Source organism: Staphylococcus pseudintermedius (assembly GCF_034042775.1).
GTDB lineage: Bacteria > Bacillota > Bacilli > Staphylococcales > Staphylococcaceae > Staphylococcus > Staphylococcus pseudintermedius.
The window spans coordinates 2229227-2242492 of the sequence record NZ_CP120150.1 but is presented as its reverse complement, the minus strand read 5'-3'; the positions used below and the strand labels follow the sequence as shown (position 1 = coordinate 2242492).

At 36.8% G+C, this 13266-nt stretch carries 14 protein-coding genes; 13 read left to right on the top strand and 1 reads right to left on the bottom strand.

From position 1 onward, the window contains the following. The first annotated feature begins 86 nt into the window (after positions 1 to 86). The 7 genes from P3U61_RS10640 to P3U61_RS10610 all read left to right on the top strand — a co-directional run bounded on the left by P3U61_RS10640 (position 87) and on the right by P3U61_RS10610 (position 6322). Positions 87 to 770, top strand: a complete 684-nt coding sequence (locus P3U61_RS10640; RefSeq protein ID WP_014614720.1) for a flavin reductase family protein — start codon at positions 87 to 89, stop codon at positions 768 to 770. 492 nt (positions 771 to 1262) lie between these two features. Then, positions 1263 to 2120 (top strand): oxidoreductase, encoded by an 858-nt coding sequence (locus P3U61_RS10635; RefSeq protein WP_015728640.1) that lies wholly within the window; start codon positions 1263 to 1265, stop codon positions 2118 to 2120. Positions 2121 to 2336: 216 nt separating this feature from the next. Then, the gene (locus P3U61_RS10630; RefSeq protein ID WP_063284859.1) at positions 2337 to 3023 is read left to right on the top strand and encodes a 2,3-diphosphoglycerate-dependent phosphoglycerate mutase; all 687 of its coding nucleotides are present in this window, start codon (positions 2337 to 2339) and stop codon (positions 3021 to 3023) included. Between the two features lie 210 nt (positions 3024 to 3233). Further along, positions 3234 to 4583, top strand: a complete 1350-nt coding sequence (locus tag P3U61_RS10625) for an AMP-binding protein (protein ID WP_063284860.1) — start codon at positions 3234 to 3236, stop codon at positions 4581 to 4583. Beyond that, a complete protein-coding gene (locus P3U61_RS10620; protein ID WP_014614708.1) occupies positions 4580 to 5725 on the top strand; it encodes a thiolase family protein in 1146 nt (381 codons plus the stop codon). The genes P3U61_RS10625 and P3U61_RS10620 overlap by 4 nt, the downstream gene beginning before the upstream one ends. Further along, positions 5694 to 6065: a hypothetical protein gene (locus tag P3U61_RS10615; RefSeq protein WP_063284861.1), complete on the top strand. Its 372-nt coding sequence runs from the start codon at positions 5694 to 5696 to the stop codon at positions 6063 to 6065. The genes P3U61_RS10620 and P3U61_RS10615 overlap by 32 nt, the downstream gene beginning before the upstream one ends. Continuing rightward, complete coding sequence (locus tag P3U61_RS10610) at positions 6062 to 6322, top strand: hypothetical protein (protein WP_230493161.1); 261 nt, start codon at positions 6062 to 6064, stop codon at positions 6320 to 6322. The genes P3U61_RS10615 and P3U61_RS10610 overlap by 4 nt, the downstream gene beginning before the upstream one ends. A 144-nt stretch (positions 6323 to 6466) precedes the next feature. Here the strand turns inward: P3U61_RS10610 and thiD are convergent, their stop codons facing one another. After that, a complete protein-coding gene (gene thiD, locus P3U61_RS10605) occupies positions 6467 to 7297 on the bottom strand; it encodes a bifunctional hydroxymethylpyrimidine kinase/phosphomethylpyrimidine kinase (protein WP_014614705.1) in 831 nt (276 codons plus the stop codon). 189 nt (positions 7298 to 7486) lie between these two features. Between thiD and P3U61_RS10600 the strand changes: the two genes are divergently transcribed. The 6 genes from P3U61_RS10600 (at position 7487) to P3U61_RS10575 (ending at position 13080) form a co-directional block, all read left to right on the top strand. After that, on the top strand, positions 7487 to 8155 hold the full coding sequence (locus P3U61_RS10600) for a uracil-DNA glycosylase (protein ID WP_014614704.1): 669 nt from the start codon (positions 7487 to 7489) through the stop codon (positions 8153 to 8155). After that, positions 8148 to 8471, top strand: a complete 324-nt coding sequence (locus P3U61_RS10595) for a DUF5327 family protein (protein ID WP_015728648.1) — start codon at positions 8148 to 8150, stop codon at positions 8469 to 8471. The genes P3U61_RS10600 and P3U61_RS10595 overlap by 8 nt, the downstream gene beginning before the upstream one ends. A gap of 27 nt (positions 8472 to 8498) precedes the next feature. Further along, on the top strand, positions 8499 to 8861 hold the full coding sequence (locus P3U61_RS10590; protein ID WP_014614702.1) for a DUF423 domain-containing protein: 363 nt from the start codon (positions 8499 to 8501) through the stop codon (positions 8859 to 8861). 680 nt (positions 8862 to 9541) lie between these two features. Further along, the gene (locus P3U61_RS10585; protein ID WP_063284862.1) at positions 9542 to 10852 is read left to right on the top strand and encodes a radical SAM protein; all 1311 of its coding nucleotides are present in this window, start codon (positions 9542 to 9544) and stop codon (positions 10850 to 10852) included. A gap of 13 nt (positions 10853 to 10865) precedes the next feature. Then, entirely contained in the window at positions 10866 to 11912 is a 1047-nt protein-coding gene (locus P3U61_RS10580; protein ID WP_015728650.1) for a glutathione S-transferase family protein, read from the top strand. Continuing rightward, a complete protein-coding gene (locus P3U61_RS10575; protein WP_063284863.1) occupies positions 11902 to 13080 on the top strand; it encodes an MFS transporter in 1179 nt (392 codons plus the stop codon). The genes P3U61_RS10580 and P3U61_RS10575 overlap by 11 nt, the downstream gene beginning before the upstream one ends. The last annotated feature ends 186 nt before the right edge of the window (positions 13081 to 13266 follow it).

The window sequence follows — 13266 nt, the reverse complement described above, 5'->3', positions numbered from 1 at the left end:
TAATAATTAAATAGAAAACATGTATTAGCAACGGATGACACCATTTGTTAGATTAAAGTAAAGGCAATGATGAAGGAGGTAATAGGATGGAGTATTCACCAAAACAAGGGGTTAGAAGTCACGGTTTGCCACACGATCCATTTAAGAGTAGTACAGTCCCGCGTCCGATTGGTTGGATTTCAACGGTTTCAAAAGATGGCAAAGATAATTTGGCACCTTATAGTCAGTATCAAAACTTAACTTGGGATCCACCCATGGTCATGTTTGCAGCGAATCAATCAGTACTCGGCAAGCATGAACGTAAAGATACAGTAAAGAATGCAGAAGAGACAGGTTGGTTTGTTTGGAATATGGCCACGTATGATTTGCGAGAAGCGGTGAACTTGTCGTCTAAGGCATTACCACCTGAAGAAGACGAGTTTGAGTTTGCAGGTGTCACGAAAGAAGCATGTATTGAAGCACCCGGATATCGTGTTAAAGAATCACCGGTCCATTTTGAATGCGAGTACGTACAAACCATTCGTATTCCAACGGGAGATCCTGTGTCTACAGTGGACATTGTTATCGGTCGTGTCGCGCAAGTTCACATCGATGACAAAGTGATTATGGAGAATGGGAAGTTAGATATTAAGTCTATTCGCCCGATTGCACGTCTCGGTTATTATGATTACACAGTAGTGGATCAAATTTTTGAAATGAAAGCGCCAGCCGCAACAAAAGAAGAACTTGCAGGACTTGAAGGACGTAATTTCGATAATACAACTGAATAAGTGTGCCTCCGATACCATTAAGTGATGTCGCTGCATGCTTACAGGTATATTTAAACAAAATAATGAAAAATCTTAGGAATGTTTAAGTTTTATTCTAAATTTTCATAGCAGCACATCAATGTTTTGAGTTGAATTGAAATGTAGTCATTGTAACAAAAAAGTTAACAAAAGATGATGAAATTATGATTAAAACCAAAGTATCTGAACTTCAAGGTGTATCTTAGGCGACATTTTAACAGATATAGTGTAATCGTTGTTATCACTTGAAAGAAAGTGTGTAGCATAAAATTGTGCTATTCAGTTTCTGTGGTGAAAAAAGCATTAAAATTTTTACATTGAAGGAAGACTGGGAAAACGTATCATGTCCCGGTCTTTATTGCATTTAAATATACAATCAACTCGCTTTACTTATAAATAAAAAAAGAATATATTGAGTTATGTATAAAAGCATGAGAAATGCATTGAGACTTTGAGGTTGAAAGGATGATAGAGATGAAAATAGCCATCATTGGACCCGGTGCGGTAGGAACAGCGATCGCTTCGGCATTGGATACGCTAGATGTAACATTGTTAGGGAGACAAGATAAAGTCATGACATTTGAAGAGCGTGACACAGGAGAACGCAAAAGTATCCCTGTCAAAGCATTGTCATCTGTAACGACGACGTTCGATGTCGTGTTTATTGCGGTGAAGACCCATCAAATTGATACGATTTTACCACAACTGAAGACAATCACGCACGCGCAATCGAAAGTGATTTTAGCACAAAATGGTAGCGGCTTACTTCCCAAATTAGAGGGCTATGATGCGTATCAAGCGGTCGTATATATTAGCGGTGAAAAGCAAGAGGATAAAGTGAGACATGACAAAGATTACCGCATTCAGTTGAAGCAAGATGCGTTTACTGAACAATTGAAAGCGGTCATTTCAACGACAGCGCTCACGTTAGAACTTGAAGACAATATTGAGAAGGCGATTTGGTTTAAATTGATTTTCAACCTCGGCATGAACACTTTAACTGCATTGAGTAGAGACACAGCACGTCTGTTAAAAGACGATAGTATGCTGGAATTATGTAAAAACTTGCTTAAAGAAGGTTTGCAAGTCGCTAACGCAGAAGGGATTACATACGAAGATTCATTTGTAGATGATGTCATTGCGGCGTATCGTATTTTCTCTGATGAAAGTGCGACGAGCATGTATTATGATACGATGAATGAGCGTGTGACAGAAGTTGAAGCAATTCAAGGTTATATTTATAGACAAGGTCAAAAGCATCAACTTCATATTCCGTACATTGAAACGACCTATACTTTGCTAGCGCATCAAAATGAAGTCAGACAGCGATAGAGTGACACAGGAAAATGTAGTAGTAGCAGGGAGCAAATGACTTAATATATTCAAATTTTATCATGTTGGAATCATGAAAAAGCATAAAAAACTTGTTATAATCAATTTATAAAATAAAGTAAGCGCATTTGTTGGTACAATATGAGTACGTGAACGTCTTTTTTGATCAACAAATGTTGCGACACTGGCGTTCACGATATAGAAAGAAGGTAAAACATGCCAAAACTTATTTTATGTAGACACGGACAAAGCGTCTGGAATGCTGAAAACTTATTTACAGGATGGGCAGACGTCGATTTATCCGAACAAGGTCACAACGAAGCCATCACATCAGGAAAAAAATTGAAAGAACAAGACATTCAGATTGATATTGCATTTACCTCGTTATTAAAGCGTGCGATTAAGACCACGTTTCATTTATTAAATGAGTCTGATCAACTCTACGTACCCGTTGTTAAATCGTGGCGTTTAAATGAACGTCATTACGGTGGTTTACAAGGATTAAATAAAGATGAAGCACGTCAGCAATTTGGTGAAGAACAAGTCCATATTTGGAGACGTTCTTACGATACACCTCCGCCAGCACAAGATGAAGCACAACGCGAGCGCTATTTAAAAGATCGCAAATACGAATTATTAGATAGACGCGTGATGCCTGAATCTGAAAGTTTGAAAGATACTTTGGTGCGTGTCATCCCATATTGGAACGACCAAATTTCTCAAGAATTATTAGCTGATAAAACAGTACTTGTAGCGGCCCATGGAAACTCATTACGTGCTTTGATTAAATATTTAGAAGGCGTATCAGATGAAGATATCGTCGGCTATGAAATTAAAACAGGTGCGCCACTGATTTACGAATTGACAGATGATTTAAAAGTTATTGACAAATATTATTTATAACAACTGCATTATTTTAAGGCTGGGCATTTCACGATGACCCGGCCTTTTCACATGGAAATGCATCAATATGGATGAGTTGGCATCACATTAAATTTTGCATGATGACCACATATGAAAGATGGAGGGACAAAATGAAATCCACATATGTGGAAAGTGCACGCTATGTTAAAATAAAGAAAAATTGTAAAAGTAGTGTGATGAAGTTTGGAATTGTTAAAGCGACTTGAAACATATGCCGTAGAAAGACCGGAACATATTGCGATTAGGATGGACGATGTGACGCTCACCTATGAAACGTTGTGGCGAGATGTGCAAAAGGAAAGTGAAGCATTGCCCACGAATATATCGCATCAAAATGTAATGTTGACGCATACCCAAACGTTGGACTTTATCGTAGCTTATTTAGCGGCCCTCGTACGTCAAGGTGTGCCGTGTGTGCTCGGACCGCAATGGTCAACGGAACAACGGGATGCGCTCATTAAGTTACACCGTATGCCTTATGTATGGGGAGATGAAGGATTGACATCTACTTCACACGAACCCGCACATAAAGCGCCAATGATTCCGCAATGCTTACATATTGGGTTTACGTCAGGTACGACAGGTTTACCGAAAGGGTTTATGAGGGATTTACCGTCATGGATTGCTTCATTTGAAGTGAATGATACGTTGCTCGATGCCTCTACACAGACGTATATGGCACTCGGTCCGTATGCTCATTCGTTAACATTGTATGTGCTGATTTATGCGTTATGGAATGGCAAAACGTTTATCGGGCAAGATCGCTATGATATGGCAAAAAGTTTGGTATATGTTGCAGAACTTCAACAAACGTGTGCATTGTTTATCGTACCTACAATGGTGTACGATGGGATACATTTAGGAGAACAGTCACAGTGGGTACGTCACATTTTTATTTCTGGAGACAAATTGCCCGCCAGTCGTCACACACAACTCAAAAAGATATTTCCTGAAAGCGCGATTGATGAGTTTTTCGGCACGTCGGAAGCGAGCTTTATTAGTGTCAATCGTAATCAAACTGCACCACTCGATTCTGTGGGGCGTCTATTTCCAAATGTGACAGTGACATTACGTGAACGAGATGATGCCGGAATAGGACAATTGTTTGTGAAAAGCCCGATGACATTTTCAGGTTATCTCGGTGAGGCCTCCTTTAATGAATGGATAGCGACAGGTGATTACGCCCGTATCGAGAATGATGTGCTGTATTTAAAAGGGCGTGTACAAGACCGCTTGATTATTGGTGGGAAGAATGTGTATCCTGCTGTGATTGAACAACACCTCAAGCAAAGGCCCGAAATTGTAGATGTGGTCATTGTACGACTTCCACATGATAAGCTAGGTGAGTTAGCGATTGCCCTTTATACGGGTCCGGAACAGTTGGACATTCAAGCGGTACGGCACTGGTTGTCATCACGTGTATCGAGATATGAAATACCGTCAAAATTTATTTACGTCGCAACATTACCATATACTGAGAGTGGGAAAGTTTCGAGAAAAATGGCACAAACTTGCTATGAAAGGGGTGATTATCAATGACGAAAGCAGTCATTGTTGCAGCAAAACGGACACCAATTGGCGTGTATGGCGGTCAACTTCAAAAATGGGAGCCGGAGCATCTACTGAAACCGTTATTCGAACATTTTGAAGCGACATTATCTTGTTCACTCAATGATTTAGATGACGTCATTCTCGGTAATATTGTCGGTAAAGGGGGCAATATTGCGCGAAAAAGTTTGCTCGAGGCAGGGATAGATGTGTCTGTTCCAGGTCTCACGGTTGATCGTCAATGCGGTTCGGGCCTTGAAGCAATTCATTTGGCGAGTCGACTCGTTGAAAGCGGTGCAGGAGACTTTTATATTGCAGGGGGTGTCGAAAGTACGAGTCGTGCACCTTGGAAAATGGAAAAGCCGACATCACTGTATCCAACGACACCTCCGACATTTTATGAGCGTGCGCCATTTGCGCCAGTAGGTCAAGATCCGACTATGATTGAAGCGGCAGACAACGTGGCAAAACAGTATGATGTGTCACGTGAAGACCAAGATCGTTTTGCGGTTCAAAGCCATCATCGTGCAAGTAAAGCGATTGCGACAGGTGCGATGTCAGCTGAAATATTGCCACTAATAGTGAAAGGTCAGCAAATGATACAAGATGAAAGTGTTAAGCCGCATCTTCAGTATGAGCGGATTGCACGGTTAAAGCCATTACGTGAAGGTGGGACAGTGACAGTCGGTAATTGTTGTCTCAAACACGACGGCGCCTGTCTAGTTGTCGTCATGTCTGAACAAAAAGCACGCGAACTCGGTATGTCGGAAGGTCTGATGTTTATGGATTATGCGGTTGAAGGGGTGGATCCACATGTATTAGGCATCGGTCCTGTACCCGCAGTGCAGCGCATTTTAGAACGACAACAACGGACGATAGACCAAATTGATGCCGTAGAATTGAATGAAGCTTTTAGCGCGCAAGTGTTAGCGTCTGCACGTGCGTTGAACATTCAAGAGGCGCAATTGAATCGTTACGGTGGTGCGATTGCGATCGGTCATCCGTATAGTGCGAGTGGTGCGATTTTAGTGACCCGTCTGTTTTACATGAAAGATGCACAAAGTACCATTGCGACAATGGGCATTGGAGGGGGCATGGGCAATGCAGCACTTTTTGAACGTTGGCGACCGTGAAGTTAAAGCTTACTGTTTCGACAAAAGTGCAGTCCAGCGTTATCAACAATTTTTTAATATGCCACAGACGACCACCGTCCCTTTATTAATGACTGCACGCGTATGGCCACTTTTTTCGCTATTTCGACCATTTAAAGAAACAGCAATTCGACTCGTAGCTACAGAAATTGAAACACATTACCCATTAAAAGTAGGCGAGCATTATCAAGTGACAATGGCCGTATTAAAAGTCCAACAAATCAAGTCATTTCAACGTTATCAAATGGCATTATCATTCGATCAAGGTGATACATGCCATTGTCGAATCATACAAACTTTTGTCAGTCGGAGGGTGTCATGATGTGTTTTTCAACAGAAGACGTGCAGCACTATTTAGCACTGGTGAATGACACGAATCCGATACATACGGATATTGTCCCAGGCCAACTCGTCGTCCAATATGTATGTGTCGAGGCTGGAGTTGAACCGATAGCGGTACGTTATAAAAATCCTATTGCGGTTGATGAACAGATCACTTGGCAGCGTGACAACATGCAAATTCAAGTGTCGGGAATAGATGAACAACTGAAAATCGTGATAGAAGTAAAAGCGTCCTAGGAGAGCAAGGGAATTGCCCAATCTCGAAAAAATAACCTTGATGTATCATAATGTGAACGAGATAACGGTGCTCAACAGTATAATACATCAAGGTTTTAGCCATGTTTATTTAAATACGGAGTTTGAATCTGAGTGAGAAGGAAATTAAATTTCAGTCACTTCAACTTCAATTTGTTCAACACGATTTGATGCACCGTGATCGACAGGGCCAACATAATCGTTCATTTTCCAACCGTTTTTAATGGCAGAAGCTACGAACGCTTTCGCATTAATCACGGCTTCTTTTGGTGTTTGACCATTCGCTAAGTTGGCTGTTGTCGCTGCCGCAAATGTACAGCCTGCCCCGTGGTTGTAACTTTGTTGGAACATGTCCGTTGTTAACTGGTAGAACTTGTTGCCATCATAGTATAAGTCGTATGATTTATCTTGATCTAACGCTTTACCACCTTTAATCACCACGTGTTGTGCCCCTTGCTCGTGGATGATTTTTGCTGCTTTTTTCATATCTTCAATAGATTTCAACGTGCCTAAACCAGATAATTGACCTGCTTCAAAAAGGTTCGGTGTCGCAACAGTTGCTTTCGGTAATAAATATTTAATCATCGCTTCAGTATTTCCCGGGTTAAGGACTTCATTTTCACCTTTACATACCATAACAGGGTCTACTACGAAATTTTTTGCGCCTGATTCTGTGTATGCTTCTCCAGCACGTTGGATGATTTCTTCGCTACCGAGCATACCTGTTTTGACTGCATCAGGTCCTACGCTAATGACTGTTTCAAGTTGCTTGTTGAAAACATCAAATGGGATAGGGCTCACATCATGTGACCAAGTTTCTTTATCCATTGTCACAATCGCTGCAAGTGCAACCATACCGTACGTGTCTAACTCTTGGAAAGTTTTTAAGTCGGCTTGCATCCCCGCACCTGCACTTGTGTCTGATCCTGCAATCGTTAATACTTTTTTCAAAGCCATCGTTCATTCACTCCTTCAATTGTACATCTATTACATCATACCATAATGAGTATGGTAACTGCTGTACGCTACAATATGCTTATGTTCCCCATTTTAGCATGCACATTGAACAGCTGCTATAAAAATGTTTATTGAATCATAGCGGTGAGCGAGGCGAAATTATGTTAAAATGTGGCTGAGGTGAAGAAGATGGATTGGTCAACAATATTTCATGAAATTAAAGAAAAGCATGATTTTAAAGCGATGCATGACTTTTTAGAAAAAGAATATACGACGCAAATTGTTTACCCCGAGCGTGAAAATATTTATCAAGCTTTTGACCTCACGCCATTCGAAAATGTCAAAGTGGTGATATTAGGACAAGATCCCTATCATGGTCCGAATCAAGCACACGGTTTAGCTTTTTCAGTGCAACCAGGTGCGAAATTTCCACCTTCATTGCGCAATATGTATCAGGAACTCGCTGACGATATTGGCTGTCAACGGACGTCGCCACATTTACAAGATTGGGCGAGGGAAGGTGTACTGCTATTGAATACGGTGCTAACAGTGCGTCAAGGCCAAGCACATTCACATAAAGATATTGGCTGGGAAACATTTACGAATGAAATTATCCAAGCGATATCTGATCATAAAAAAGGTGTCGTCTTTGTATTGTGGGGCAGACCGGCACAACAAAAAGAAAGATTGATTGATACATCACGGCACTATGTCATTAAATCACCACACCCGAGTCCATTATCGGCACATAGAGGCTTTTTTGGTTCCAAACCGTATTCCAAAACGAATGCCTATCTTGAAGCACAAGGTTTAGCGCCAATCCATTGGTGTGAACAAAAGGAGGAAGCGTATGAATAAAGACAAACTGATTCAACTGTTGGAACATGAATTGGTTCAAGCAGATGCCGCGACGACTGATGCTGCGTTTGAAAAACATATCTATGCCATTCATGCTTTAACGGCGCTGTATACGGGGCAAGAGACAAGCGCACCATCACGTTCATCTTCAACCGTCACACCGAAAAGACAAGTGTCGACACAAGTGACAGATGAAGAGATTCGGATGATGGGCGGTAAAGTATCATCTTCTAGCGCAACCGCACAAACGACATCTGATCAACGTATGGTCACGGATGATGAAATAGGAAATGGTGCTTCAATTTTTGATTTTTAATGATCACTTTGATGAGGAGGGAATATTGTGAAGGTATTTATTATTTTAGGTGCACTGAACGCTTTAATGGCAGTGGGTACAGGGGCTTTCGGTGCACATGCATTGGACGGAAAGTTATCAGAGCATTATATGTCGGTATGGGAAAAAGCGACAACATATCAAATGTATCATGGGTTAGGTCTTGTGCTTATTGGTATTATTGGTGGTGCACTTAACCTTAACGTCGGCTGGGCAGGTTGGCTCATGTTTTTAGGTATCGTGTTCTTTAGTGGTTCACTGTATATCTTATCTTTAACACAAGTGAGCGTGCTTGGTGCAATTACGCCAATTGGTGGCATTTTGTTTGTCATTAGCTGGCTCATGCTTGCCATCGCAGCATTTAAATTATAAGTTCATTCGAATCCAGTTTGAAAAGGCAGGCAAACGTCTGTCTTTTTTGTTGTATTTGACGTAACTTGCTCTCTAATATGAAGAATCATTTTTACGATTGGCATCAAGAATTCGCTTTCCTAGAGACTTGTCTCAACTCAATTTAGCTTGATTAAAGTGTACATTTGATGGAAGCCAAATGGACTTTGTAGTACTGCCACGAAAGATTGACTAGACTTCTCGAAAGTAAAGGCATTGTGAAGTCAGACAGCTACTGGTATTAAACAGTAATCACTATAAAGAAAAGAAGTAACTATCAGCAGTATGCACACGTAACCTCGTGAATCTCAACCGCAACGGAAGGTTATATTAAATATAAATTTAGAATTGCTTCTGATTACTATACTAACAATCAGAAGAATTAAGTATTATGGGGAGTGAGTTTGTTTATTCATTCACAAGATTGAAATCCAAGATTAAGAAAGCGCTTGCATTTTTTGGAGTGTAATATATAATTAATATTGTAGTTTCGCATTAATTGAAAAGGGGGATTTTAAGATGAAAGAGGAAACAAAAGTAAAATATAAAAAGCCTGAAGTTAAATCTGGAAAAGCACTTAGTCACCAATGTAATTAATTTATAAGGTTATAGTTGACCGTGGTCAATTATAACCTTTGTTCAATGTGTGGGGGGATAAGGAAATGATTGAAAATATGCGGCTTAGAAAAGATTTAAAAATTTTATTTAATCCTAAAAATAGTCAAATGCATCGATTGGACGATATAGGAGTATTATTTGCAGAAGAACTACAAAAGAATCCATTTGATACTGCTGTTAGCAACTTGTCATATCAATTCAATGTGCCCAAAAAAGAAATTTATAATGATCTTTTAGAGTTTAAAAAACAAGTTTCAAATGATATATATCCAGTAGATTTTGAAATTGAAAAAAGACATAAACAGTCATTAGAGTTTCCTCTTAGATTAGAAATTGAAGTAACCTCTTTATGTAATTGGAATTGCGGTTTTTGTTATAACGTTTGGAAAATCGACCCCTCTTTATCTGATAAAGAAGTCAAAGAACAAATCAAACTTTTACCTCAAAAACATTTGCCTAAAGAGACTATTTTTAAAATATTACGAGAAGTGAGTGAAAATGGATGTTTGATCGTTAGGTATAGTGGTGGAGAAACACTTTTACATCCTGATATAAAAGAGATATTAGATTACGGAGGGAAATTAGGCTTATATCAAATTGTTTTTACAAATGGCCATTTTATTAATGATTCAATAATAAAAAATTTCAAAAAAAACAATGTAGGTACAGTTTTAATTTCTTTACATGGTGATAAAACTACTCATAATTTTTTAACCGGTCATAAATTAGCTTATGATAGGGCAATTAATGCCATAGAAAAGTTATCAGCTTCAGGAATTGATGTTGTAACAGAATTGACTTTAGTAAAAGGTAATATTCAAAATTTGAAAAAGGTAGTATTAGACGCATATGAACATGGTAGTAAATATTTCAGTGTTATGCGCTATGTTCCTACCGGCAAAAATGATGAGAAATATGCAGTTAAATATAACGAATTATCTGAATTAATAGAAAATCTCGATAATTTTATTAATAAAAAAGGTGATATTAATATTGCATGGCCATGTGGACAAAAAATGTGTTTATCAGAAAAAGATAATCCCGTTACTTTTAAGTCTTCAATTTTTGAAAAACTAGATAAGCAATTTACTGGTAGTTGTGAGTCTGGAATTACTTGGGCAAGTATATCTTTTGATGGTAAATTAAGAAATTGTCCTCATAGTAATGTTTATTTTGGAGATGTATCACAAAATGATATTACAAGTTTATGGAAAAAAATGACAAAAAAAGTTCATGAAGCATTACAGCCTAGAAGTAGCTGTTCAGGTTGCCAGTTTTTAAGTAAATGTCAAGGTGGTTGTCATTTAGAACATTTTTTTGATAGTAACGCTATTAAAACAAATTCTTTTTGTTAAAGGAGAACATCAAATGATAAAATTATATGGTGGAGATAAACAATTTTCTTCATGGTCTATGAGAGCTTATATATTACTTGAAGAATCTAAAATTGATTATAGCTATAAAATGATTGGCTTAGATTGGCCTGTAAAATATCATGAAAATGGGGACATTGAAATAATAACTGGAGAAAATGATTATGAAATTCCAAAAGAGCCAGCGTCTGGTTGTGGCTGTCAGCTTACTCAAATATTAAAAAATGATTCTACTGCATTAATACAAAATAGTTTTACTAAATTCTTACCACGTGTACCAATCTTAGTCGATACTACAAATGAAGTTGTTATTTCAGATATTTTAGTAATGGAACAATATTTAAGAGATTTTTATAATGTTAATTTATTGACTAAGAGTACAAAAACCAAGTACGAAATCTTAACTTTTTGTAGTCACATACACGCAGATTTACTTCCTTTAATGAGTGAAATGTCATTTTCAAATTCTTTCAGATCTCCAAATAAAAAAGATATTGGTGAAATTGGAATAACTCAATTAAACGAAACGCTAACTTTATTAGATAATATTTTAGATAACTATCGAAAAAATTATTTATTTGATGATTGCTTAACTTTTGCTGATGTAATGTTTGCTCCTATAGCCAAACAAATTGAAGGTTGGAATATTGAAATAAATAATCCTAAAATTGAAAAATATATAAAAAGAGTACTAAACCATGATTCTATTAGGAAATATATATCTGATGCAAAACAATTTTATGATAATATTTCTAAATCAGAAGTGAATTCTCCTAAATGGATAGTGTCTCATTACAGATACCACCCTCAACTTAAAATGTTAAATAATCCTAAATATGATGTTTATCATATTTTAAATAACCCAACATCAGAATTATTTTACTCTTTAGCCTTAGAAAACAATTCTAAAGCTGATATTGTTAATATTATAAGTAAGAAATTCAATGTTGATGAAAATGTTATTAAGAAAGATGTTGATGAATTTTTCGCACAAATTCATCCTAATACGTTATATAAGGACACATTAAAAAATGCGCAATAAATTTATTTACTCTGAATTTAATAGATTACTAATTAATGATATGCTCATATATCTAATTCCAATAGTTGGAATAACGCTATATCACTTTTCTGATTCAAAAGTAGTATTCCTTACTTCCACTTACTCAATTGGTTTTATTATATTTAGCAAAGTAGCTGGATATATTATCGATAAATTCAGAAGCATAAGAGTGCCCATCTGGTTCTATTTTGCTTTTATAATAATGAATTTAATTTTTATGCTTATAATCATTGGGGGGAATAATAATTTTACAACACTGTTTATTATTATAGTATTAATGAGTTTAGTCTCTACAATTTTAGAAATTAATACTAGTGTTTTCATCCCTGATTATTTCAGCCAAGACTTAACTTCCATAAATAGTCTAGTTCAATTAATAAGATCTATAGTAAATTTTATTTCTCCTATTTTTTCTTTTATATTTACGAATAATATTATTATAGCCTTATTAGTTATGGTGATATTACAATTTTTAAATTTTATTATTTACGTAAGTATAAAATATCAAATTAACGGCTCTTTTTCTAAAAATAAAGAAAAAAATCACTATAAAAATAAAAGTACTAATAGGAATTCCTTCTTATTTTTAATCAATAATAAGCAACTATTATTAATCGTAATAATAACTATGGGTATCAATTTTTCTATGACTATTTTAACGAATACTATTGTTTTATATATGATGAGATATCTTAATTTACAAAGTTATATAGCTGGGGGAATTATAAGTATCTTATCTTTCGGGGCGATAATTGGATCTATACTTCCCCAAATATTAATAAACAAAATAGGGTTCCAAAAAGCTATAGGCCTTGTGAACTTACTTTTAAGCATTCCTTTTATACTACTGATTTCTAAATCTTATTTATTTTTCATAGGCGTGTTTTTAGGATATCTTTCTCGAAGTTTCGGAAGTGTTTTGAGAACCACGCTTCAATATAAAATTGTACCAGAGAATGTAAGAGGACATATAAATTCTACTATATATTTATTTACTTGGGGAACTATACCGATTGCTGGATATACAGCCTCTTTACTATTAGAACTATTATCTCTTCGCGAAATATATATATTAATTTCATTAATATATATAATATCTAACAGTTTGTTTATGATTAATTTCCGTTCAGAAAAATTATCACATTAATTGTTAGGGGATGGGGTGTAAATGGCGGAATGAAAATGCTGTTTTTTCTACATTTTTTATTTTCTAAAATATATAATCATGTCTTAACTTAATCTTTGATCGGAGGTTGTTTGATTGAGACATGATATATACGAAGGCGTGTCATTTTACATCACAAAAGGAATGAAACCAAATTACGCTGAGTTG